This window comes from Gordonia caeni (assembly GCF_039537105.1).
In the GTDB taxonomy this organism is placed as follows: Bacteria; Actinomycetota; Actinomycetes; order Mycobacteriales; family Mycobacteriaceae; genus Gordonia; species Gordonia caeni.
Map to the genome: position 1 here is coordinate 1 of NZ_BAAAZW010000006.1, position 21,829 is coordinate 21,829.

At 70.0% G+C, this 21,829-nt stretch carries 23 protein-coding genes and 1 riboswitch; of the genes, 13 read left to right on the top strand and 10 right to left on the bottom strand.

Features of this window, described 5'->3' with window-relative positions; translation table 11 throughout:
* Positions 1-11: 11 nt before the first annotated feature.
* Positions 12-317, bottom strand: a complete 306-nt coding sequence (locus ABD732_RS10865) for a hemerythrin domain-containing protein (RefSeq protein ID WP_344783532.1) — start codon at positions 315-317, stop codon at positions 12-14.
* Positions 318-420: 103 nt separating this feature from the next.
* Between ABD732_RS10865 and ABD732_RS10870 the strand changes: the two genes are divergently transcribed.
* The 3 genes from ABD732_RS10870 to ABD732_RS10880 all read left to right on the top strand — a co-directional run bounded on the left by ABD732_RS10870 (position 421) and on the right by ABD732_RS10880 (position 2,127).
* Complete coding sequence (locus tag ABD732_RS10870) at positions 421-882, top strand: hypothetical protein (protein ID WP_344783535.1); 462 nt, start codon at positions 421-423, stop codon at positions 880-882.
* 61 nt (positions 883-943) lie between these two features.
* Positions 944-1,807, top strand: a complete 864-nt coding sequence (locus ABD732_RS10875; RefSeq protein ID WP_344783537.1) for a bifunctional methylenetetrahydrofolate dehydrogenase/methenyltetrahydrofolate cyclohydrolase — start codon at positions 944-946, stop codon at positions 1,805-1,807.
* Positions 1,804-2,127: a DUF3017 domain-containing protein gene (locus ABD732_RS10880; RefSeq protein WP_344783538.1), complete on the top strand. Its 324-nt coding sequence runs from the start codon at positions 1,804-1,806 to the stop codon at positions 2,125-2,127. The genes ABD732_RS10875 and ABD732_RS10880 overlap by 4 nt, the downstream gene beginning before the upstream one ends.
* Positions 2,128-2,131: 4 nt before the next feature.
* Here the strand turns inward: ABD732_RS10880 and metX are convergent, their stop codons facing one another.
* Both metX and ABD732_RS10890 read right to left on the bottom strand, forming a co-directional pair.
* Positions 2,132-3,292: a homoserine O-acetyltransferase MetX gene (gene metX / locus ABD732_RS10885; RefSeq protein ID WP_344783539.1), complete on the bottom strand. Its 1,161-nt coding sequence runs from the start codon at positions 3,290-3,292 to the stop codon at positions 2,132-2,134.
* Between the two features lie 36 nt (positions 3,293-3,328).
* A complete protein-coding gene (locus tag ABD732_RS10890; protein ID WP_344783540.1) occupies positions 3,329-4,630 on the bottom strand; it encodes a bifunctional o-acetylhomoserine/o-acetylserine sulfhydrylase in 1,302 nt (433 codons plus the stop codon).
* A 62-nt stretch (positions 4,631-4,692) separates the two neighbouring features.
* Positions 4,693-4,803: riboswitch (SAM riboswitch) on the bottom strand.
* A 211-nt stretch (positions 4,804-5,014) separates the two neighbouring features.
* On the opposite strand from ABD732_RS10890, the gene ABD732_RS10895 reads away from it, so the two are divergent.
* From ABD732_RS10895 to ABD732_RS10915, 5 genes are all read left to right on the top strand, one after another.
* A complete protein-coding gene (locus ABD732_RS10895) occupies positions 5,015-6,646 on the top strand; it encodes a cutinase family protein (protein ID WP_344783541.1) in 1,632 nt (543 codons plus the stop codon).
* Between the two features lie 118 nt (positions 6,647-6,764).
* Positions 6,765-8,024, top strand: a complete 1,260-nt coding sequence (locus tag ABD732_RS10900) for an MFS transporter (RefSeq protein WP_344783542.1) — start codon at positions 6,765-6,767, stop codon at positions 8,022-8,024.
* Positions 8,025-8,092: 68 nt separating this feature from the next.
* A complete protein-coding gene (locus ABD732_RS10905) occupies positions 8,093-8,941 on the top strand; it encodes an exodeoxyribonuclease III (protein ID WP_344783544.1) in 849 nt (282 codons plus the stop codon).
* A gap of 22 nt (positions 8,942-8,963) precedes the next feature.
* On the top strand, positions 8,964-9,989 hold the full coding sequence (gene trpS, locus ABD732_RS10910) for a tryptophan--tRNA ligase (RefSeq protein WP_344783546.1): 1,026 nt from the start codon (positions 8,964-8,966) through the stop codon (positions 9,987-9,989).
* An 11-nt stretch (positions 9,990-10,000) separates the two neighbouring features.
* Positions 10,001-11,056, top strand: coding sequence for a YihY/virulence factor BrkB family protein (locus tag ABD732_RS10915; RefSeq protein WP_344783548.1), 1,056 nt, complete (start codon positions 10,001-10,003; stop codon positions 11,054-11,056).
* 10 nt (positions 11,057-11,066) lie between these two features.
* Here the strand turns inward: ABD732_RS10915 and ABD732_RS10920 are convergent, their stop codons facing one another.
* The 5 genes from ABD732_RS10920 to sdhC all read right to left on the bottom strand — a co-directional run bounded on the left by ABD732_RS10920 (position 11,067) and on the right by sdhC (position 15,838).
* Entirely contained in the window at positions 11,067-12,347 is a 1,281-nt protein-coding gene (locus tag ABD732_RS10920; RefSeq protein WP_344783550.1) for a D-alanyl-D-alanine carboxypeptidase family protein, read from the bottom strand.
* Between the two features lie 77 nt (positions 12,348-12,424).
* Positions 12,425-13,210 carry a succinate dehydrogenase iron-sulfur subunit gene (locus tag ABD732_RS10925; protein ID WP_344783552.1) on the bottom strand — a complete coding sequence of 262 codons (786 nt, stop codon included), beginning with the start codon at positions 13,208-13,210 and terminating at the stop codon, positions 12,425-12,427.
* Positions 13,210-14,964 (bottom strand): succinate dehydrogenase flavoprotein subunit, encoded by a 1,755-nt coding sequence (gene sdhA, locus ABD732_RS10930; protein WP_344783554.1) that lies wholly within the window; start codon positions 14,962-14,964, stop codon positions 13,210-13,212. Before sdhA ends, ABD732_RS10925 begins: the two co-directional genes overlap by 1 nt.
* A 16-nt stretch (positions 14,965-14,980) precedes the next feature.
* Positions 14,981-15,415, bottom strand: a complete 435-nt coding sequence (locus tag ABD732_RS10935; protein WP_344783556.1) for a succinate dehydrogenase hydrophobic membrane anchor subunit — start codon at positions 15,413-15,415, stop codon at positions 14,981-14,983.
* A gap of 15 nt (positions 15,416-15,430) precedes the next feature.
* On the bottom strand, positions 15,431-15,838 hold the full coding sequence (gene sdhC, locus ABD732_RS10940; RefSeq protein WP_344783558.1) for a succinate dehydrogenase, cytochrome b556 subunit: 408 nt from the start codon (positions 15,836-15,838) through the stop codon (positions 15,431-15,433).
* Positions 15,839-16,034: 196 nt separating this feature from the next.
* On the opposite strand from sdhC, the gene ABD732_RS10945 reads away from it, so the two are divergent.
* Together ABD732_RS10945 and ABD732_RS10950 are read left to right on the top strand one after the other, a co-directional pair.
* Entirely contained in the window at positions 16,035-16,445 is a 411-nt protein-coding gene (locus ABD732_RS10945) for a cytidine deaminase (RefSeq protein ID WP_344783560.1), read from the top strand.
* Entirely contained in the window at positions 16,424-17,743 is a 1,320-nt protein-coding gene (locus ABD732_RS10950; protein ID WP_344783562.1) for a thymidine phosphorylase, read from the top strand. Before ABD732_RS10945 ends, ABD732_RS10950 begins: the two co-directional genes overlap by 22 nt.
* A 4-nt stretch (positions 17,744-17,747) precedes the next feature.
* Here ABD732_RS10950 and ABD732_RS10955 read toward each other — a convergent pair whose 3' ends face one another.
* Positions 17,748-18,671, bottom strand: a complete 924-nt coding sequence (locus ABD732_RS10955; protein WP_344783565.1) for a hypothetical protein — start codon at positions 18,669-18,671, stop codon at positions 17,748-17,750.
* Between the two features lie 69 nt (positions 18,672-18,740).
* Here ABD732_RS10955 and ABD732_RS10960 point away from each other — a divergent pair, with 69 nt between their 5' ends.
* A complete protein-coding gene (locus tag ABD732_RS10960) occupies positions 18,741-19,859 on the top strand; it encodes an adenosine deaminase (RefSeq protein ID WP_344783567.1) in 1,119 nt (372 codons plus the stop codon).
* 37 nt (positions 19,860-19,896) lie between these two features.
* Here ABD732_RS10960 and upp read toward each other — a convergent pair whose 3' ends face one another.
* Entirely contained in the window at positions 19,897-20,541 is a 645-nt protein-coding gene (upp, locus tag ABD732_RS10965; protein WP_344783569.1) for a uracil phosphoribosyltransferase, read from the bottom strand.
* Positions 20,542-20,617: 76 nt separating this feature from the next.
* Here upp and ABD732_RS10970 point away from each other — a divergent pair, with 76 nt between their 5' ends.
* Positions 20,618-20,917, top strand: a complete 300-nt coding sequence (locus tag ABD732_RS10970; protein ID WP_344783571.1) for a type VII secretion target — start codon at positions 20,618-20,620, stop codon at positions 20,915-20,917.
* Entirely contained in the window at positions 20,914-21,819 is a 906-nt protein-coding gene (locus ABD732_RS10975) for a C40 family peptidase (RefSeq protein WP_344783573.1), read from the top strand. Before ABD732_RS10970 ends, ABD732_RS10975 begins: the two co-directional genes overlap by 4 nt.
* The last annotated feature ends 10 nt before the right edge of the window (positions 21,820-21,829 follow it).

The window sequence follows — 21,829 nt, forward strand, 5'->3', positions numbered from 1 at the left end:
CTGCACTCGGGTCAGCTCACCGAACGAGTCAACGCACTCTGAAATACGAAGAGCCGGTCTTCCATGCGGCGCCACATCTCGCCGTGCTCGGTCAGCATCACCATGATCGGCATCTGCAGCGCCCCCTGACGCAGGGGAGGGAAGACGATCTCCTCCTCGATGTAGATGTGCCGGCGCAGGGCGCGCAGACCGGCCGTCAGCGTCGGCACCCAGTCGGTGGCCGGAACGCCGGGCGGCGGCACCGAGAACTCGTCGAAGACGGCGTCGATCTCGTAGTGCTCCCTGGCCATCGTCGCAGCGAGAACCCCCCTCGTCATGTGGTGCCTCCCCGGTGACTCAACTGTGTCGCTCGCGCCGATGTTACAACCGGCGATGGCACCCTGGTAGAACAGGAACGACGAAACGCCAGGAAGGACCGATATGCGCCGCGTGCTGCTCGCCGCCGGGATGGCCGGAATGCTCGCCGTGACCGCGTGCGGCTCGTCCGGCGAGCCCGCCCCCACGGTCACCGTGACCGCCACCCCGAGCAGTTCCTCCGCGCCGCCGCAGGACACGGCCAAGGACTCCGGCGACGGCGCGAGCAGCACCCCGACGTCCTCGGCGCCGCCCGCCGACGACGCCGCCGCCGACACCGACGGCAAGAAGGGCGTCATGCCCGAGGTGATCTGCCTGGACCTGCAGGCGGCCCAGAACAAGATCCAGGACAACGGGGTCTTCTTCTCCCGCAGTGAGGACGCCACCGGCAAGGCGCGCCAGCAGGTGTGGGACCGGAACTGGATAGTCGTGGCGCAGCGGCCCGCCGCCGGCGAGCCGATCGGGGAGGGCGACGCGGTGCTCTCGGTGGTCAAGAAGGGCGAACCGAACGACTGTCCCGGACAGTGACGAGGCCGCCTCGGCAGGCCGTGATGGGGAACGCGGCGCGATAGTGGAACAATAGGGAGCCGTGACGGCGATTCGACTGGACGGCAAGACCACCCGCGACGAGATCTTCACCGACCTCGCTGAGCGCGTCGAGGCGCTGCGCGAGGCGGGCATCACCCCGGGCCTCGGCACGATCCTGGTGGGCGACGACCCCGGATCGCACTCGTATGTGAAGGGCAAGCACGCCGACTGCGCCCGCATCGGGGTGGCTTCGATCCGCCGGGACCTGCCGGCCGACGCCACCACCGAGCAGCTGAACGCGGCGATCGACGAGCTGAACGCCGACCCCGCATGCACCGGCTACATCGTGCAGCTGCCGCTGCCGGCGCACCTGGACGAGAACGCCGCCCTGGAGCGGATCGCCCCGGAGAAGGACGCCGACGGACTGCACCCGATCAACCTCGGACGCCTGGTCCTGGGCAAGGAGTCGACGCTGCCGTGCACCCCGCGCGGCGTGATTCACCTGCTGCGCCGCTACGACATCCCGATCAACGGTGCGCACGTGGTGGTCGTGGGACGCGGCGTCACCATCGGCCGCCCGATCGGCCTGCTGCTGACCCGCCGCAGCGAGAACGCCACGGTGACCCTGTGTCACACCGGAACCCGAGACCTGGCCGAGGAGGTGCGCCGCGCCGACATCGTGGTCGCGGCCGCCGGCGTGCCGCACCTGATCATGCCCGACATGGTGAAGTCCGGTGCGACCGTGATCGACGTCGGCGTGAGCCGCGGCGACGACGGCCTGCTCGGTGACGTGCACCCCGACGTCTGGGAGGTGGCCGGGGCCGTCTCGCCCAATCCCGGCGGGGTGGGACCGCTGACGCGGGCCTTCCTGCTGGTGAACGTCGTCGAGCGAGCAGAAGCGGATCTGGCGGCCCGCTCGACATGACCGTCCACGAGACCGAGTCGGAGCGCCGGGCTCGGCAGCGCCAGCGCTTCCTGCGGCAGATTCCGTTCTTCGCGGTGATGCTCGTGGTGCTGCTGGCCGCCGTCCTGGTGCTGTTCGATCGCTGGCGCCGCGGCAGCGTGGCCTTCGGTGGCGCGCTGCTGCTCGGCGCGGTGTTGCGCGCGGTGATCCCCACCGACCGGATCGGTCTGCTTCAGGTGCGCAGCCGCGCCTTCGACATCGGTGCGATGGCCTCGATGGGCGTGCTGGTGATCTGGCTGGCGACGTCGATCGACTCGCTGGGCACCGGCGACCAGTTGTAGCGGGTCAGCGGGCGGCGCGCTGCGCGCGGGCCAGTTCCACCATCCGCGTGAGCAGTTCCCCGATCGGCTCGCGCTCGGTGAGGAAGCCGTCGTGTCCGGCGCCCGAGTGCACCACCTGCAGACCGTCCGGAACGTTGCCGAGCTCGGCGGCGAGTTCGGTCTGTTGATACAGCGGATACAGGCGGTCGGAGTCGATGCCGCCGACCACCACCGGAACGTCACAGGCGTTGAGCGCGGCGGTCACCCCGCCGCGGCCGCGGCCGACGTCGTGGCTGTTGAGGACCTCGCTGAGCGCCACGTAGCTGCCCGGGTCGAAGCGGTGCGTCAACTTCTCCGCCTGGTATTCGAGGTAGCTCTGGATGGCGTAGCGGCCGTCGTCGAGCGGGTCCTCGTCGCCCTGCGGGAGATTCTCGAAACGCTCGTCGAGCTCGCCGTCGTAGCGGTACGACAGGTGCGCGATCCGGCGGGCGATGCCCATGCCGGCCATCGGCGCGCGGCCGGTGCCGTAGTAGTCGCCGCCCTGCCAGTCGGGGTCGGCGGTGATGGCGGCGATCTGTGTGGTCTGGGTGCCGATCTGGTCGGCCGATGCGCGCGCCCCCACGGCCAGCACCAGGCCGGTGTCGACCAGATCGGGGTGGGTCACCAGCCATTCCAGCGCCCGGGCGCCGCCCATCGAGCCGCCGGTGACCGCGGCGAAGCGCTCGATGCCGATCTTGTTGAAGGCGCGCAGTTCCGAGGCGACCAGGTCGCGCACGGTCAGGCGCGGGAACCGCGACCCCCACGGCTTCCCGTCGGGCGCCGGGTCACCGGGACCGGTGGAGCCGAAGCAGCCGCCGATCGCGTTCGGGGCGATCACGCACCATTCGTCGGTGTCGACGACGCCCCCGGGGCCGACCAGCCCGTCCCACCAGCCGACCATGGTGAACCGGCCCTCCGGCGGTCCGGTGACGTGGGAGTTTCCGGTCAGGGCGTGCAGCGCGAGGATGATGTTGTCGCGGGCGGCGTTGGGGGTGCCCCACCGCTGGAACGTGACCGTCACGTCGTCGAGCCGGCGCCCCGACTCCAGCGCCAGGTCGCCGATCGGGACGGCGACCAGCGCCCCGTCCGGACCTGAGGTCCAGTCGGGGTCGCTGGTCGTGGTGACCGCGTCGACGCTCAGCGACACGGTTCGGCTCCGTCCGACAGGTGATTCACGCCGCTGTTAGCCCTTCGCCGCCGCGAAGCCCTTGTCCAGGTCGGCGAGGATGTCGTCGATGTTCTCGATACCGACGGCCAGGCGGATCAGACCCGGCGTGACACCGGCGGCCGCCAGCTCCTCGTCGGACAGCTGGCTGTGCGTGGTGGTGGCCGGCTGGATCACCAGCGAGCGGACGTCGCCGATGTTGGCGACGTGGCTGTGCAGCTCCAGCGCATCCACGAACTTCCGGCCGGACTCCTTGCCGCCGGCGATCTCGAAGGCGAGCACCGCGCCCTGGCCCTTGGGCAACAGGCGCTGGCCGATCTCGTAGTACGGGGAGCTCTCCAGGCCGGCGTACGTGACGCCCTCGACCTGCGGATGCGCCTCGAGGTAGACGGCCACCTTCCGGGCGTTCTCCACGTGCCGCTCCACCCGCAGGCTGAGGGTCTCGATGCCCTGAACCAGCAGGAAGGCGTTGAACGGGGAGATGGCCGAGCCGGTGTCGCGGAGCAGCTGCACGCGCGCCTTGAGGGCGTACGCCGGGGCACCGAGGTCGGCGAAGACCGCACCGCCGTAGCTGGGGTCCGGAGTGGTGAACCCGGGGAACAGGGATTCGCCGTCCCGCTCGGAACGCCAGTCGAAGGTGCCGCCGTCGATGATCACGCCGCCGATGGAGGTGCCGTGGCCGCCGATGTACTTGGTAGCCGAATGCACGACGACGTCGGCGCCGTGCGCCAGCGGGTTGAGCAGGTACGGGGTGGCGACGGTGTTGTCGACGATGAACGGCAGCCCGGCGTCGTGGGCGACCTTCGCGATCGCCTCGATGTCGAGGATCTGGTTGTGCGGGTTGGCGATGGTCTCGCCGAAGACCGCGCGGGTGTTCGGCTTGATGGCCTTGCGCCACGACTCGGGGTCGTCGGGGTCCTCCACGAACGACACCTCGATGCCGAACTTGGGCAGGGTGTGCGCGAACAGGTTGTAGGTGCCGCCGTAGATCCGCGGGCTGGAGACCACGTGGCCGCCGGCCTCGACGATGTTCTGGATCGCGTAGGTGGTCGCAGCCTGACCCGAGGCCAGCAGCAGGGCGGCGACGCCACCCTCGAGCGCGGCCAGCCGCTGCTCGGCGGTGTCCTGCGTCGGGTTCATGATGCGGGTGTAGATGTTGCCCGGTTCGGCCAGCGCGAACAGGTTCGCGGCGTGCTCGGTGTCGTCGAAGACGTAGGACGTGGTCTGGTAGATCGGGAGAGCCCGGGCCTTGGTGTCACCGACGGTCTGGCCGGCGTGCACCTGCAGGGTCTCGAAACTCCAGTCGTTGGCGTCAGACATAGACGTCGAATCTCTTTCTCATCGGTCGGCCGGGCAGTTGCCCGGAAGGGGTCCGACCTTCGGACCCGCGCTTGTCGTCACAGGTGTCACGACCAGGTCATCACCCGGAGCACCCCACCGCGGTGGAGGGTTGCCGGCCAGCGAGCCGGGGCTTGGCGCTGACGCTCATGACCTGTGACTCAGGATATAGCACCACGGTGGGGCCCGAAAAACACCTCTGACCGCTGTGGGCTTAACTCTCCGCCGCCGGCGGCGCTGTGGTAGCCGTGCCGTTCTGCCAGTTCATGTCCCTATTTCGGGGACTAGACCAGCATCTCGCCGCACCCGAAAATCGACGTCAACGGTGATTGTCGGGGTCGCCGCTCGGGCGGGAGTGTGGTTTTCATGAAGCGGTCGGTTCTCGGTCGACGATTCCGGGGGGCCGGAATCCTTCTCGCTGCGGCCGCCGTCATCGGCGCACTGGTGCTGCCCGCCGGCGCGGGAATCGCCGCCGCAGACGACTACGACTGCAAGGCCGGCGCGGTGGTTGTGGTGCCCGGCACCTTCGACACCGGCGGCGGGGTCATGGTGGGCGTCGGGCAGCGGTATCGGGGCGAGAAGCCGATCCTGGTGGACGGCAAGGTGGTGATCGTCGACGACACGGCGAGCCCCTACTACGGTCCGGACAAGCAGTACAAGATCCTCTACGCCCACTACCCGACGATGCTGTGGCCGGCCGGAAGCCCCGGCTACGACGCCGATGTGGCGCTGGGGGTGGAGGCCACCGAGTACCAGGTGGCCGAGTACCAGAAGAACTGTCCCGGCAAAGAAGTCGTGATCGCCGGCTACTCGCAGGGCGCCCGGATCGCCGGCGACGTGCTGTCGGACATCGGCAACGGCCGGACCGAACCGGTGCTGGTCGACGGTGAGGAAGTGACCATCTCGGCGGCGAACGTGCGCGGCGAGCTGTACTCCGATCCGCGCCGGGACGGCCCGGAGAGCGGCCGCGGGATCGAACTGTCGCTGCTGGGACTGCTCCCGGGACTGACCATGAGCGGGCCCCGCCAGGGCGGCTTCGGCACGGTCCCGGTGACGCAGTACTGCCTGGAAGGCGACCTGGTCTGCGACCTGCCCGACCCGCTGCACGACCCGTTCGGGGTGATCGACGGCATCGTCGCGTACTTCAACAAGCACAACTACTATCCGACGCGGATGTTCGCCGACGTGTCCAACTCCAATGTGTGGAAGTGCGACACCACCGCGGTGAACGGCTATGTCGACTGCGTGGTGTCGGCGCCGTCGGCGATCAGCATGCTCGGCCAGGACGTGGCCGACCGGGTGCTCGGGGCGCTGGGCCTCGGCCCGGTCGAAGTGTTCGACTTCTGGAGCCTGCTGCCCGACGTCAACGGGATCTTCCCGCACGCGAATCTGTCGGATCTGCAGAAGTACCTCAACCCGATCCTGGCGCTGGCGCCGCAATGGCCGGATCTCCGGTACGGCGGCTATCTGCCCGACCTGTTCATGTTCCGGGACGTTCTGACGGCGCTCACGAGTCTGGACGGGCAGGCCCTGATCGACAGCCTCAAGGTGATCGGCGGCAGCGCGATGTCCATCGCCCTCATGCCGGTGCGGTTCGTCGAGCACTGGGGCAAGGAACTCGCGAAGGTGATCACGCCGCGGGAGACCGCCGAGCCGGCTGTAGTGCTCGCGAGCGTCGAGTCGCAGGACGACGATGCGCATGACCCGGACGAGGTGCCCAGCGTCTGGGCCGGGCAGGTGCCGGAGGCCGGGGCGGCGGATGAGCCGCTGCAGGCCGAGCTGGGTACGGCGGAGACGAGCTCGTCCGGGGAGAGCGCGCCGGAACTGGGCTCGTCCGAACAGGGGCTGCCGGAACAGGGTTCGCCGGAACTGGGGGCGCCGGAACAGGGCTCGCCGGAACTGGGTACGTCGGATTCGGGCTCGTCGGAATCGGGGTCGTCAGAACCGGACTCGCCGACGGACACGTCTGCCGACGAGGCGCCGGCCGAACTGGGCTGACCGGCCGGAATCCGCCGATCCCGGCATTCCCGGCGGCTCGCGCGGGCCTGTGAGTGGAGTCATAACCTCCGCTGGAATCAACCGGCCCCGCGAGGGTGTTGAGCCCGTCGTGCCCGACATGACTGCTGCCCCCGACCTGAGCCCCGCGACGGCGGCGGCTCACCCCCGACAGCGCCCGGAGCGGCGGGTCGGCTGGGTGATTGCGGCGCTCGCCCTCGGCGGCTTCGGGATCGGCACCACCGAGTTCGTCGCGATGGGCCTGCTGCCCAACATCGCCGCCTCCCTGGACGTCAGCGAACCCACCGCCGGTCACCTGATCTCGGCCTATGCGCTCGGCGTCGTCGTGGGTGCCCCGGTGATCACGGCGGTCGCCGCGCGGGTCGCGCGCAAGCAACTGCTGATCTGGCTGATGGTGGCCTTCACCGTCGGCAACGCCCTCAGTGTGCTGGCCCCGAACTACGAGACGCTGATGGCCGCCCGGTTCGTCGCCGGTCTGCCGCACGGCGCTTACTTCGGCGTCGCCGCCCTGGTGGCCGCGCACCTGGCCGGGCCCGGCAAACGCGCCCGCGCCGTCGGACGCGTGATGCTCGGCCTGTCGGTGGCCAACGTCCTGGGCGTCCCCGCCGCCACCTGGATCGGCCAGGCCCTCGGCTGGCGCGCGGCCCTGGGCCTGGTGGTGGTGCTCGGACTGGCGACGGTGGTCGCACTGGTGGCACTGGTGCCCGACCTGCGCGGCATGCCCGCCAGTGACATGCGGTCCGAGCTGGGTGCCCTGCGTAACAGCCAGGTGCTGCTGACCCTCGCGGTCGGGATGGTCGGCTTCGGCGGCCTGTTCGCCTTCTACAGCTACCTCAACACCGCACTCACCTCGGTGGGCGGCGTCAGCGAGGGCGTGGTGCCGGTGGCGCTCATGCTCTTCGGTCTCGGCATGGTTGTCGGCAACACCGTCGGCGGCCGCCTGGCCGACCGCCACGTGGACGTCGCCGTGGTGGTGGGCCTGCTGACGGTCGGGGTGTCGCTGGGACTGTTCTCGGTGCTGCTGGGCATCGGCTGGCTGGCGGTGCTGTTCGCCTTCATCGTCGGCGCCACCGGCACCATCGCGCTGCCCGCCCTGCAGACGCGGCTGATGGACGTGGCCGAGGACGGCCAGACCGTCGCCGCAGCGATGAACCACTCGGCACTGAACCTGGCCAATGCGCTCGGCGCGTGGGTCGGCGGTCTGGTGCTGGCACACGGCCTCGGCTACCGCGCACCCGCCGCGGTGGGCGCCGGCCTCGCCGCGGCCGGCCTAGTGGTCTTCGCGGTGACGATGCTGGCGGCCCGGCGCTCGGGCGTGATGACCACCGGCCCCCGCGAGCAGCCGGTGACCATCGGGTAGTGCACGTCCGGCTGCCGACGACAGGGCGGGGCCGGTGGCCGCCGCGCACACCGATAGGATTCGCGGCCGTGAGGAAGACATCGATCGCGATCGCCAGCGTCAACGTCAACGGGATCCGGGCGGCGGTGAAACACCGCCACGAACGCAACCTGGGCATGCTGCCGTGGCTGGAGAGCGCCGACGCCGATGTGGTGCTGCTCCAGGAGATCCGGGCCACCGAGAAGATCGCCCGCACCGCGCTGGCCCCCGCCCTGGACGCGGGCTGGCACCTGAGCATGGCCGAGTCGTCGGTGGCCGGGCGCTCCGGCGTCGGGGTGCTCTCGCGGACCGAACCGGCGCGGGTGCGCATCGGCTACGGCAGCGACGAGTTCGATTCCCTGGGCCGCTACGTGGAGGCCGAGCTGGGTGACGGCGACGACGCGGTGACCGTCGCCAGCGTCTACCTGCCCTCCGGGGCGGCGCTCACCGAGAACCCCAAGGACGTGGAGAAGTACCGGGAGAAGGAGCGCTTCCTGGAGTCCTTCGGGCCGTACCTGGACGCGCTGCTGGCCTCCGGGCGCGATGTGGTGGTGGCCGGCGACTGGAACATCGCCCCGGACGAGCGCGACATCAAGAACTGGAAGGGCAACCTGCGCAACGCAGGCTTCCTGCCGCACGAGCGCGAGTGGGTGGCCAAGCGGCTGGCCGCCGGCTGGGTGGACGTGGCCCGCGCCCACCACGGCGACGTGCCCGGACCGTACGCGTGGTGGTCGTGGCGCGGCAAGGCCTTCGACAACGACGCCGGCTGGCGCATCGACTACCACCTGGCCAGCCCGTCGCTGGCCCAGCGTGCGCAGCGGGTGCGGGTCGATCGTGCCGACGCCTACGACCTGCGCTGGTCCGATCACGCGCCGGTGACCGCCGTCTTTTCCCGCTGACCCCGTTTGACACAATGGGGCCATGACCGCCCCCTCCTCTCGACCGCGCCGGGTCCTGTCCGGAATCCAGCCGACCAGCGACTCCTTCCACCTCGGCAACTACCTGGGGGCGGTCCGGCAGTGGGTGGCCCTGCAGGACGACTTCGACGAGGCCTTCTACTTCATCCCGGACATGCACGCGATCACCGTGCAGCAGGATCCGGAGCAGCTGCGCGAGCGGACGCTGCGCAGCGTCGCCCAGCTGCTGGCGCTCGGGGTGGACCCGCAACGTTCGACGATCTACGTCCAGTCGCACATCCCGGAGATCGCGCAGCTGACCTGGGTGCTGCAGTGCCTCACCGGCTTCGGCGAGGCCGGCCGCATGACGCAGTTCAAGGACAAGTCCGCCAAGCGCGGCGTCGACTCGGCCGGCGTGGGCCTGTTCACCTACCCGATCCTGCAGGCCGCCGACATCCTGATCTTCGACGTCGACGAGGTCCCGGTCGGCGAGGATCAGCGTCAGCACCTGGAACTGACCCGCGACCTGGCCCAGCGTTTCAACAAGCGCTATGGCGAGACCTTCGTGGTGCCCAAGGCGCGGATCGTCAGCGAGTACGCCAAGATCTACGACCTGCAGAACCCGACCGCCAAGATGAGCAAGTCCGCCGACAGCGAGGCCGGGCTGATCAACCTGCTCGACGACCCCAAGCGCTCGGCCAAGAAGCTCCGGTCGGCCGTCACCGACAGCGGCAGCGAGATCGCCTTCGACCGGGAGAACCAGCCGGGGGTGGCCAACCTGCTGACCATCCAGGCGGCCCTGACCGGCCGGGCGATCGACGACCTGGTCGACTCCTACCGGGGCAAGCAGTACGGGCACCTGAAGGTGGACACCGCCGAGGCGCTCAGCGACTTCGTCACCCCCCTGCGCGGACGGGTGACCGAACTGCTCGACGACCGGGCCGCGCTCGACGAGATCCTGGCGCAGGGGGCGGCGACCGCGCGGGAGACCGCCGCCAAGACACTCACCGAGGTGTACGACAAGATCGGTTTTCTGCGCCCCGGCCGGTAGCGTCACCCCCGATGACCTCAAACGCCGAGAAGATCAAGCAACTCCCCGCCCGGGCCAAGGCGCTCTACGAGGACCTCACGGTTCGGTGGCGCTGGCTCGCCAGGGCGCTGGCCACCCTCCAACGCTACGGCGACCGCCGCGGGAGCACCTATGCGGCCGCGATCGCCTTCAGCGGCGTCCTGGCGCTGGTCCCGATCCTGATGGTCAGCTTCGCCGTCGCCGGTTTCGTGCTGGCCGGACGGCCCGAGCTGGTCGCCCAGATCATCGACGAGGTGGTCAAGGCGATGCCCGGCCAGCTCGGCGAGACGGTCGGCGACATCATCGAGTCGGCCATCGATTCGCGCGGCGCCGTGGGCACCATCGGTCTGGTGAGCGCGGCGCTGACCGGGATCGGCTGGATCACGCTGGTGCGCACCGGCATGACCGACATGTGGGGCGGGAGAATGACTACCAGCGCGGTGATGGGCAAGCTGCGCGATCTGGGAATGTTCGTCACGCTGGGTCTGGTCTTCGTCCTGACGATCGCGCTGAGCGTCCTCGCCAACGGGCCGGTGGCCAGCCAGCTGACCGAATGGGTCGGCCTGGAAGCCTTCAGCACCGTGCTGCGCTGGGCCGCCCAGCTGGTCGCCGTCGCCGGCACGTGGGGACTGTTCCTGGTGGTGCTGGCCAAGCTGCCGCGCCAGAAGCTGCCGTTCCGCACGGTGCTGTGGACGGCGCTGGGCACCGCGCTGGTGTTCACCGTCCTGAAGGAACTGGGCGGGCTGTACCTGCGCTCGGTGCTCAGCGGTCCGGCCGGCGTCGCCTTCGGCCCCATCATCGGCATCCTGGCCTTCTCGTACCTGGCCTCCCAGATCGTGCTGTACGCGACGGCGTGGATCTCGGCGAACCCGGCCAACGAGCAGTACCGCCTGGTCGACTACACCGTCGAGGAGACCGAGCCCGAGCCGGTCCTGCTGGCCCCGGTGTACGAGGAGTCGGCGGCCCCGCGGGCGCGGGCCCTGGTCACGGCGGCGGGTGTCGGTGCGGCGGCGGCCGGCCTCTACGGCTGGATCCGCCGGGACCGCTGACCCGTCCGGCTCAGCGCCGGCGGCGATGCTGGCGGATCGCCATCACCACCAGCGAGGCCGCCGTCAGAAGCAGCACCCCGACCAGGATCAGCGGCAGCGCCCCCATGGCGACCGAATCGGATCCGGACTCGGCGCTCGGGGCCCCGCTGTCCGTCTCGCGCTGGGCGGCCTCGTTGTTCAGGGTGCCCACCGAGATCGACGGGTCCGCGGCGAAGCCGTACTCCAGCAGGGCGACCGCCTGGTCGTGATAGCTGCTGTCCGGCTCGGACAGCCCGTACATCTGCACGATCACCAGCTGGCGGCCGTCCTTCTCGGCGGCGCCGACGAAGGTCTTCAGCGCATCGTCGGTGTAGCCGGTCTTGCCGCCGAGGACGGTCATGCCGGGCACGCCGTCGCGCAGCAGCGTGTTGGACGTGCCCATCAGGTACGCCGGTTTGTCCTCGTCGCCGGGGATGTCCTTGCGGGCCGGATAACCGGGGAACTCGTAGTTCTTCAGGGCCAGCATGTCCGCGAACTCCTGGTTCGCCATGCCGGCGCGGAAGATCACCGCGAGGTCGTACGGCGAGGACGACATGCCCGCCGAGTCCAGCCCCGACGGGGTGGCGGCGCGGGTGTCGAGCGCGCCGAGCGCCTCGGCCTTGGCGTTCATCTTCTCCAGGGTCTCGTCGTAGCCGCCGAGTTCGCGCGCCAGGGCGTTGGCGCAGTCGTTGCCGGAGACCACCAGGAGGCCGGTGACGATGTCGCGGGTGGTGTACTTCCCGCCCGGCCCGACGCCGCACGAGTCGCCCTCCATCGACCAGTCGTTGGCGTTCACCTCGAGCGGCGTGTCCAGGTCCAGTTCTTCCAGGGCGACCAGGGCCAGCAGGATCTTGATGGTCGACGCCGGGCGGAAGCGGCCGTGCGGGTCCTGTGCGGCGATCACGTCGCCGGTCTCGAGATCGGCGATCAGCCAGCCCTCGGAGGTGAGCCGCGGGGGGATGGCGCCGGCGGCCGGATCGGCCACCAGGCCGCACTCGCCCAGCCGGCCGCCGCCGATCGGCGGGTCGGGCACGGGCAGGGGAGTGGGGGTGGTCTGGCCGGGAGCCACCACCTCGGACTCGTCCACCGGCGGCGGGGTGCCGACCCGGTACGGACACTCCTGAGCGGTGGTGGTCGTCGGGATCGTCAGCCCGGACGTGGGCGCCGTGGTCGGATCGGCTCCGGCCGGCCCGGCGGCCAGCGGTGCGGCCACCGCGAGCGTGGCGGCGACGGCCAGCGCGGGGAGGGTCCGGAGTAGTCGTGAAGTGCGCATATGCCCGGTAAGTGTACCGGGACGACGAACGCCCCGCCGTCGAAGGCGGGGCGTTCGTCGGGGGCTGCAGATGTGGTTCAGCGGGAGAACATCAGGGCGCGCTTGACCTCTTGGATCGCCTGCGTCACCTGAATGCCGCGCGGGCAGGCATCGGTGCAGTTGAAGGTGGTGCGGCAGCGCCACACACCGTCGGCGTCGTTCAGGATGTCCAGACGCTCGATGGTGCCCTCGTCACGGCTGTCGAAGATGAAGCGGTGAGCGTTCACGATCGCGGCCGGGCCGTAGTAGCTGCCCTCGGTCCAGAACACCGGGCAGCTGGTGGTGCAGCAGGCGCACAGGATGCACTTGGTGGTGTCGTCGAACCGGGCACGGTCGGCCTGGGACTGGATGTACTCGCGGCTGGGCTCGGTGCCGCTGGTCATCAGGAACGGCTTGATCGCGCGGTAGGCGTCGAAGAAGGGCTCCATGTCGACCACGAGATCCTTCTCCACCGGGAGACCCTTGATGGGCTCGATGGTGATGGTGACCTCTTTGTTCGAGTCCTTGGGCAGCAGGTCCTTCATCAGCAGCTTGCAGGCCAGGCGGTTGACGCCGTTGATGCGCATCGCGTCCGAGCCGCACACGCCGTGCGCGCAGCTGCGCCGGAAGGTGAGGGTGCCGTCGAGGTAGCCCTTCACGTACAGCAGCAGGTTCAGCAGGCGGTCGGCGGGCAGCGCCGGAACGCGGAAGCTCTCGAAGCCCTGCGCGTCCGGGTCTTCCGGGTTGAACCGGTAGATCTTCAGCGTGACCATCGTCGCCTCGGCCGGGACCGGCGGCAGCGGCGGCTGGGTGGCGGCCGAATCGTTTTCGAGGGTGGCAGTCATCAGTACTTCCGCTCCATCGGCTCGTAACGGGTCTGGACGACGGGCTTGGTGTCGAGCTCGATCTCCGAGAGCAGTCCGTCGCCCTTCTTGTAGGCCATGGTGTGCACCATGAAGTTCTCGTCGTCGCGGTCGGGGTAGTCCTCGCGGGCGTGGCCGCCGCGGGTCTCCTTGCGATTGAGAGCGCCGACGACGGTCACCTCGGCCAGCTCCAGCAGGAAGCCCAGTTCGATGGCCTCCAGCAGGTCGCTGTTGAAGCGCTTGCCCTTGTCGGTGACCGAGACGTGGTTGTACCGCTCCTTGAGCGCGCGGACGTCGGCCAGCGCGTTCGACAGCGTCTCCTCGGTGCGGAACACCGCGGCGTTGTCGTTCATGGTCTGCTGCAGCTCGGTGCGGATGTCGGCGACCCGCTCGTTGCCGTGGTCGCTGAGCATCGCCGCGACCCACTCCTCGACCATCGCCGACGGGTTCTCCGGCAGCGGCGCGAAGCCGTGGGTGTTCGCGTATTCGGCGGCCGCCAGACCGCTGCGGCGGCCGAAGACGTTGATGTCCAGCAGCGAGTTGGTGCCCAGACGGTTGGCGCCGTGCACCGAGACGCAGGCGCACTCGCCGGCGGCGTACAGGCCGTGCACCACCTGGTCGTTGTTGGCGAGCACCTGACCGTTGATGTTGGTCGGGATGCCGCCCATGACGTAGTGGCAGGTCGGGTACACCGGCACCAGCTCGGTCACCGGGTCCACACCCAGGTAGGTGCGCGAGAACTCCATGATGTCCGGCAGCTTGGCCATCAGGGTCTCTTCCGGGATGTGCGTCACGTCCAGGAGCACGTAGTCCTTGTTCGGGCCGGCGCCGCGGCCCTCGAGCACCTCGAGCACCATCGAGCGGGCGACGATGTCGCGGGGCGCGAGGTCCTTGATGGTGGGGGCGTAGCGCTCCATGAAGCGTTCGCCGGAGGCGTTCCGGAGGATGCCGCCCTCGCCGCGAACGCCCTCGGTGATGAGGATGCCCAGGCCCGCCAGGCCGGTCGGGTGGAACTGGTGGAACTCCATGTCCTCCAGCGGCAGGCCCTTGCGGAAGATGATGCCCATGCCGTCACCGGTGAGGGTGTGCGCGTTGGAGGTCACCTTGTACATGCGGCCCGATCCGCCGGTGGCGAAGATGATGGCCTTGGCGTGGAAGACGTGGAGCTCGCCGGTGGCCAGCTCGTAGGCCACCACACCGCTGGCGACGGGCTCGCCGTTGTCGTCGGTGGTCAGGTTCACGTCGAGCGCGTAGAACTCGTTGAAGAACTCGACGTCGTGCTTGACGCAGTTCTGGTACAGGGTCTGCAGGATCATGTGACCGGTGCGGTCGGCGGCGTAACAGGCGCGGCGGACCGGGGCCTTGCCGTGATCGCGGGTGTGCCCGCCGAAGCGGCGCTGGTCGATGCGGCCCTCGGGCGTGCGGTTGAAGGGCAGGCCCATCTTCTCCAGATCGAGCACCGCGTCGATGGCCTCCTTGGCCATCAGCTCAGCGGCATCCTGGTCGACGATGTAGTCGCCGCCCTTGATCGTGTCGAAGGTGTGCCACTCCCAGTTGTCTTCCTCGACGTTGGCCAGCGCGGCGCACATGCCGCCCTGGGCCGCGCCGGTGTGGCTGCGAGTGGGGTAGAGCTTCGTCAGTACCGCGGTGCGGGCGCGCGGAGCGGCTTCGATGGCCGCGCGCATACCGGCTCCGCCGGCGCCCACGATGACGACGTCATACTGATGTTCCTGCATGGGTGTTCAGTTCTCCTTAGGAGCCGCTGCCGAAGGTGAGGATCGCGTAGGTGCCGAGGACCAGGACGAGGATCATCGAGATCGCCAGCAGGGTGTTGAGCCAGAAGCGGGTGCGGTCCTTGCGCGAGTAGTCCGCGATGACGGTGCGGAGCCCGTTGGCGCCGTGCAGCTCGGCGAGCCAGAGCATGCACAGGTCCCAGACCTGCCAGAACGGCTGCTGCCAGCGCGCGGCCACGAACGAGGCGTCGATCCGGTGCACGCCGTCGTCCCAGGCCAGCATGATGAACATGTGTCCGATGGCCAGAATCACCAGGAACATGCCGGAGAAGCGCATGAACAGCCATGCCCACTTCTCGAAGTTGCTGCGGCTGGCGGCGCGCGGGGCGCGGGGCGCGTCGAGGCTCGCCGGCCGGTCGTAGTCGGTGCCGATGGTCTTTGCTTCCAAGGTCATGGTTCCTCAAGCTCCCTAGAAGGCGTGGGTGAAGAGCAGCTGCAGCAGGCGGACGGCTGCGGCGATGAACAGGATGGAGAAGACGACGCCGACGACCCAGAGCATCTGGCGCTGGTACTTCGGTCCCTTGCCCCAGAAGTCGATCAGGATCACCCGGATGCCGTTGATCGCGTGGAAGAGCACGCAGAAGACCAGACCGATCTCCATCAGACCGATGAGCGGGGTCTTGTAGGTGTCGATGATCTCGGTGTACGTGTTCTCGTTGACCCGGATCACCGCGGTGTCGAGCACGTGCACGAAGAGGAAGAAGAAGATGGTGACGCCGGTGATGCGCTGCAGGACCCACGCCCACATGCCAGGATCTCCACGATAGAGAGAGCGTTTGCGCACCGGATCCGGTGCAACCTCGGTGGGGGTGCTCATCGTGTTCTACGCCTCCAAAGTGTCGACTCGTTCCACGGGCTCCCGGCGGCACGGCGGCACGGTCCTAGGACCCAATGACTCCTGACTTTAAACCCATGCTGAGGGTTGTCATAAATCCCCGTAACAATGTGACCTGGAACAGATCTGGGTATTAGGTATGCCTTACCTTTCGGTTTGATGGGAAATGAGAGAAGACGTGAGCACAGATATCGACTTCGGTGCATTGCGGGCCGCCGCCCGTGACGTGATGACCAGGGCTTACGCTCCCTACTCGGGTTTTCCGGTGGGAGCGGCCGCTATCAGTGAACAGGGCCACATCGTCACCGGATGCAATGTGGAGAATGTCTCATACGGACTCGGCGTGTGTGCCGAAGTCGCCCTCGTGGCGGGTGCCGTTTCCGCCGGTGTGCGGAGGCTGCGCGCGGTGAGTGTGTGCGACGCCGACGGCCGCATCCTGACGCCGTGCGGACGGTGCCGTCAGGTGCTCGCCGAGTTCGGCGGCGAGGGGCTGATCGTCGACTCCGAGCGGGGCCCCCGGGCGCTGGCCGAACTGCTGCCCGACGCCTTCGGCCCGAGCGACCTGGCATGCGCGGAGCGGGACCGGTGAGCGCGGGGCTGGACCCGGTCAGCATCATCGGCGTCAAGCGCGACGACGGCGAACTGACCACCGCGCAGATCGACGCCGCCGTGCACGGCTTCACCGCGGGATCGGTGGCTCCCGAGCAGATGTCCGCGCTGGCGATGGCGATTCTCTGGCGCGGGATGAGTCGGCGCGAGATCGCCGACTGGACCGCGGCGATGATCGACTCCGGGGTCCGGATGGACCTGACCGGCCTGCGCCGGGACGGGCGCGCACTGAGAACCGTCGACAAGCACTCCACCGGCGGCGTCGGCGACAAGATCACGCTGCCGCTGACCCCGTTGATCGCCTCCTACGGGCTGGCGGTGCCCCAGCTGTCCGGGCGGGGACTGGGCCACACCGGTGGCACGCTCGACAAACTCGAAGCGGTGCCGGGCTGGTCGGCGCAGGTGAGTCCGGACCGGCTGCGAGCGCAGCTGGCACAGGTCGGGGCGGTGATCTGCGCGGCCTCGGACGACCTGGCGCCCGCCGACCGCAAGCTCTACGCGCTCCGCGATGTCACCGGGACCGTCGCCTCCATCCCTCTGATCGCCGCATCCATCATGAGCAAGAAGATCGCCGAAGGCACCGGCGCCCTGGTGCTGGACGTCAAAGTGGGTTCGGGCGCCTTCATGACCGACTACGACGATGCCGCCGAACTGGCCCGCACCATGGTCTCGCTCGGCGCCGACGCGAACGTGGCGACCACGGCGCTGCTCACCGACATGTCCGCCCCGCTGGGCCGGTCGGCCGGCAACGCGCTGGAAGTGGCCGAGGCGGTGGACGTGCTGGCCGGCGGCGGACCGGACGACGTCGTCGAACTGACCCTGGCACTCGCACGCGAGATGCTCGCGGCCGGCGGCCTGCCCGACGTGGACCCCGCCGAACACCTGGCCGGCGGTCAGGCCATGGACACCTGGCGCGCGATGATCGCGGCGCAGGGCGGCGACCCCGCCGCCCCACTGCCCGTCGCGGCCCATCGGCACGTGGTGACCGCGCCGCAGGCGGGCTTCCTCAGCCGTCTCGACGCGTTGGCGGTGGGACTGGCCGCCTGGGAGCTGGGTGCCGGCCGCTCGGTGCCCGGGGCGGCGGTGTCGGCCGGGGCGGGCGTCACCTGGCACGCCGCCGTCGGCGACCGGATCGACGCCGGTGCGCCGGTGCTGACGCTGCACACCGACCGTCCCGACCGGATCGCAGCCGCGCTGGCGCGACTGGAAGGCGCCTACGACCTCGCCGGCACCCCGCCGGAGGTTCCGGAGAGCCGGGTGCTGAGCCGAATCGGCTGACGGTCTACGGGGCGATCGGCCGCGCGGTGAGGGAGCGGTAGTAGTAGATGGTCAGCAGACCGACCAGCGGCATGGTGACCAGCAGACCCACCACCAGTGCCAGAACGCCGACCAAGGTCAGCAGGATCGTCATCGCGAAGACCACGGCGGTCGGGCCCGCCCGACGCAGACTCAGGTCCAGTCCGTTGCGCAGGGCGCCGGCCGTCCCGGCGCGGCCGTCGGTGGCGACGTAGATCATCCAGAGGGTGCAGAAACCGATGGCCAGGGAGACGAAGGTGGACGCCCAGCCGAGGCGCAGGACGTCGCTGAGGACGATGTCGGCGACGGCGTTGACGAGGCTGGTGATCAGCGAGACCGCCAGCACCGTGCCGAACGCGACCGGCCGGAAGAAGTCGGCCAGCTCCGGTTTCCGGCCGTCGGCGATGCGGATGAGCCCGTGCAACCAGCACGACATCGCGAGGGCGATGATCACGCTCATGACGACGGCCATCAGGAGGAGGGCGATGATCGCCGGGCCCAGCGGCAGCTCCTCGGCTGCGGTCAGGTCCGTTCCCGAACCGAGCAGCGTCACGAGGCCGACGATCACCGAAGACATCAGGAGGAGCGCCACCACGATGATCCCCCAGAGTGCTGCAGCGCCGATGATGGTGCCCGGGGCGGCGGCGAGCCGGGACCACGCCCAGCGCAGGGCGGTCCCCAGGGCCGGCTGCGCCGGCGCGATGACCAGCTCCGGTCCGGGCGGCGGCGCGAAGCCCGGCTGGGCGAACCCCGGCTGGGCATAGGCCGCCTGCGGATAGCTCGGCTGAGCGGTCTCGTGCCGCGGGTAGCCGGGGTCCGCGTAGGGGTTGGCGATCTCGGGAATGTGGTCCGGATCGTTGGCGGAGCTGTCCGCGGGGGGAACGGATCGCCACTCGTCGGGGTCGGTCATGTGAACATCATGCCTGCCACCCGCTCCGGCCCGGCACCGGCGGGCGGCCGCGCGGCTACCGTCGTAGTCATGACGAACGGTCCCGACTTCACCCTGGCCGACTGCGTACTGGCGCCGAAGGTGCTGCTGCACGACCACCTCGACGGCGGGCTGCGCCCGGGCACCGTCCTGGACCTGGCGCGCGAGACCGGCTATGACAAGCTGCCCGCGGACACCCCGGACGCCCTGGCCGAGTGGTTCGCCACCGCCGCCGACTCCGGCTCCCTGGAGCGCTACCTGGAGACCTTCGCGCACACGGTCGCGGTGATGCAGACCAGTGCGGCGCTGAGCCGGGTGGCCCGCGAATGCGCCGAAGACCTCGCGACCGACGGGGTGGTGTACGCCGAGGTGCGCTTCGCCCCCGAACTGCACACCGAGCACGGCCTGACGCTGGACCAGGTGGTCGAGGCGGTGCTGGCCGGATTCGCCGAGGGGGAGGCGCGCGCCCGCGAGCTCGGCCGGCCGATCGTGGTGCGCTGCCTGCTGACCGCGATGCGGCACGCCGCGCGCTCGCGGGAGATCGCCGAGCTGGCCGTGCGCTTCGGCGACCGCGGCGTGGCCGGCTTCGACATCGCGGGCGCCGAGGCCGGCAATCCGCCGTCGAGGCACCTGGACGCCTTCGACTACCTACGCGGGCAGAACTCGCACTTCACCATCCACGCGGGGGAGGCCTTCGGACTGCCGTCGATCCATGAGGCGGTGTCCTTCTGCGGCACCGACCGGCTGGGGCACGGGGTGCGGATGATCGACGACATCACGCTGCCGCCCGGGGCCGGACCCGCCGATCACTCCTACCCGGGCGCGCAGCTCGGCGCGATCGCGAACTACGTGCGGGACAAGCGGATTCCACTGGAGCTGTGCCCCAGCAGCAACGTGCAGACCGGGGCGGTGGCGTCCATCGCCGAGCATCCGTTCAACGTGCTCGCGCAGCTGCGGTTCCGGGTCACCGTCAACACCGACAACCGGCTGATGAGCAATACGACGATGAGCCGGGAGTTCCTGCTACTGCACGAGGCCTTCGGCTACGGCTGGGCCGACTTCCAGCGCTTCACCGTGAACGCGATGAAGTCGGCGTTTCTGCACTTCGATCAGCGGCTGGAGATGATCGACGAGGTGATCAAACCCGGCTACGCGGTGCTGATGGGCTGAGTGCTTCGTCGTCGTTGCGACACGGTTCGGCACCCGGTCAGAAGTTGCGCGGCCCGTACAGGCGGTCGCCGGCGTCACCCAGGCCGGGGACGATGTAGGCGTCCTCGTTCAGGCCCTCGTCGAGGCCACCGAGCACCAAACGCAGCCGGTGCCCCGATTCCCGCAGCGCCGCAACACCTTCCGGCGCGCCGATGACGCAGACCGCGGTCACGTCGGTGGCGCCGTGCCGGGCCAGGACGTCGAGCGTGTGGATCATCGAGCCGGCCGTCGCCAGCATCGGGTCGAGCACGACCACCGGGCGGTCGCGCAGATCCGCCGGCAGTGACACCAGGTATTCCTGCGGGCGCGCCGTCTCCTCGTCGCGGGCGACGCCGACGAACCCGACCTGCGCCTCCGGCACGGCCGTCATCGCCGCGTCCAGCATGCCCAGTCCGGCGCGCAGGACCGGCACCAGCAGCGGCGGCTGCGTCATCTGCACCCCGTCGCACGGTCCCACCGGTGTCTGCACGGTCACCGCGGTGACGGCCTGGGAGGCCATCGCCTCGTACATCAGCATGCCGGTGAGCTGGGTCAGCAGATCGCGGAACTGCACCGAGGAGGTTCGCGCGTCGCGCAGGGCGGTCAGCCGCGTCCGCACCACCGGATGCGTCACGAGGGTGAGATCCAGGGAGCCGTCGTCCATGTGGTGAAGCTTAGCGGCGGGGCACGCCGAGCCGCCCGCGGTGGAACCGAACTCGGCGCCGCAGCGTCCAATCATCATGAAACCAGTCGCAGTCACCGAACCGTCTCTGTCCGCCCTCGCCGGCCGCCAGGGCGCCGCCGCCGGAATCGTGGCCGAACGGGCCGGCGCCGAGCGTTTCGACGCGGCCGCCCTCGCCCCGGCCTTCGGCCTCATCGGCGCGCCCTTCCTGTCCGCTCTCGCCGCCACCATGTCGGCGCGCGCGGGCCGCCTGGACCGGCTGTCGGGCGCCCACACCGGGCAGGCCGCCGCCACCACGGCCTCGGCCGCCGCCTACGGGGCCACCGAGGCCGGCAACGCCGCGGGGGTGTCGGCATGAGTCTGGACTTCCTGATCGCACCGCTGCGCATGCTGATCGCGGCGCTGGGCACCGGGGAACTGCCGGCGGGCGGTCCCGCCGCCACATTGGGCGCCTCCCGCGCTGCGCTGGGACAGGCCGCCGATCTGACCAACCGGGCGGCCGCCGAGGCCACGGCCTCGTGGCAGGGGGCCGGCGGCGACGCGGCCGTGACGCGCGCCGTGCACACCGCACGCGCCGACGCCACCGAGGCGCTCGACGGTGCCGACATCGGCACCGTCGTGCAGACGGCGGCCCAACGCGTGAAACAGGCCAACACCGAACTGAACACGCTCGCCGACTCCTTCGTCGCCGCCGCCTCGGCCGCCGCACCGACACTCACCCCGGCGTCGCTGGCGGTGCTGGTGCCCCTTGCCGCCGATTACGTCGGACGCGGCCTGGCGGTGGTCAACCGGACGCAGTCCGAGCTGGCCGGTGACGCGCAGGGCCTGGGCCGCCACCAGGCACCTGCCGCCGTGGCCACCGAGCCCGGCCGTATCCCGGTCACCCTGCCGGACGGGTCGGTGGCCTACGCGCCGAACGAGCGCGCGGCCACGGCGGTGCGTGCCGCCCTCGGGCAGCGGGGTGTGCCCTACGTCTGGGGCGGCACCACCCCGGACGGCTTCGACTGCAGCGGCCTGACGCAGTGGGCCTACCGTCAGGCCGGTCTGGAACTGCCGCGGCTGGCGCAGGATCAGGACACCGCGGGCTTCGCCGTCTCCCAGTCGCAGCTGCAGCCCGGGGACCTGGCCGTGTGGAGCGGCCACGTCGCGATGTACATCGGCAACGGCCAGATGGTGGAGGCCGGCGATCCGGTCCAGGTGAGCGCCGTGCGCACCACCAACTTGGACCAGACCTTCGAGGGGTTCTACCGGCCCCGGTAGGCTCTTGCCC

Bases quoted from the DNA above. Each gene is read 5' to 3' on its own strand.
- ABD732_RS10865 (WP_344783532.1), bottom strand. From the start codon at position 317: ATGACGAGGGGGGTTCTCGCTGCGACGATGGCCAGGGAGCACTACGAG.
- ABD732_RS10870 (WP_344783535.1), top strand. From the start codon at position 421: ATGCGCCGCGTGCTGCTCGCCGCCGGGATGGCCGGAATGCTCGCCGTG.
- ABD732_RS10880 (WP_344783538.1), top strand. From the start codon at position 1,804: ATGACCGTCCACGAGACCGAGTCGGAGCGCCGGGCTCGGCAGCGCCAG.
- ABD732_RS10890 (WP_344783540.1), bottom strand. From the start codon at position 4,630: ATGTCTGACGCCAACGACTGGAGTTTCGAGACCCTGCAGGTGCACGCC.
- ABD732_RS10895 (WP_344783541.1), top strand. From the start codon at position 5,015: ATGAAGCGGTCGGTTCTCGGTCGACGATTCCGGGGGGCCGGAATCCTT.
- ABD732_RS10900 (WP_344783542.1), top strand. From the start codon at position 6,765: ATGACTGCTGCCCCCGACCTGAGCCCCGCGACGGCGGCGGCTCACCCC.
- trpS (WP_344783546.1), top strand. From the start codon at position 8,964: ATGACCGCCCCCTCCTCTCGACCGCGCCGGGTCCTGTCCGGAATCCAG.
- ABD732_RS10915 (WP_344783548.1), top strand. From the start codon at position 10,001: ATGACCTCAAACGCCGAGAAGATCAAGCAACTCCCCGCCCGGGCCAAG.
- ABD732_RS10920 (WP_344783550.1), bottom strand. From the start codon at position 12,347: ATGCGCACTTCACGACTACTCCGGACCCTCCCCGCGCTGGCCGTCGCC.
- ABD732_RS10925 (WP_344783552.1), bottom strand. From the start codon at position 13,210: ATGACTGCCACCCTCGAAAACGATTCGGCCGCCACCCAGCCGCCGCTG.
- sdhA (WP_344783554.1), bottom strand. From the start codon at position 14,964: ATGCAGGAACATCAGTATGACGTCGTCATCGTGGGCGCCGGCGGAGCC.
- ABD732_RS10935 (WP_344783556.1), bottom strand. From the start codon at position 15,415: ATGACCTTGGAAGCAAAGACCATCGGCACCGACTACGACCGGCCGGCG.
- sdhC (WP_344783558.1), bottom strand. From the start codon at position 15,838: ATGAGCACCCCCACCGAGGTTGCACCGGATCCGGTGCGCAAACGCTCT.
- ABD732_RS10950 (WP_344783562.1), top strand. From the start codon at position 16,424: ATGCGCGGAGCGGGACCGGTGAGCGCGGGGCTGGACCCGGTCAGCATC.
- ABD732_RS10955 (WP_344783565.1), bottom strand. From the start codon at position 18,671: ATGACCGACCCCGACGAGTGGCGATCCGTTCCCCCCGCGGACAGCTCC.
- ABD732_RS10960 (WP_344783567.1), top strand. From the start codon at position 18,741: ATGACGAACGGTCCCGACTTCACCCTGGCCGACTGCGTACTGGCGCCG.
- upp (WP_344783569.1), bottom strand. From the start codon at position 20,541: ATGGACGACGGCTCCCTGGATCTCACCCTCGTGACGCATCCGGTGGTG.
- ABD732_RS10970 (WP_344783571.1), top strand. From the start codon at position 20,618: ATGAAACCAGTCGCAGTCACCGAACCGTCTCTGTCCGCCCTCGCCGGC.
- ABD732_RS10975 (WP_344783573.1), top strand. From the start codon at position 20,914: ATGAGTCTGGACTTCCTGATCGCACCGCTGCGCATGCTGATCGCGGCG.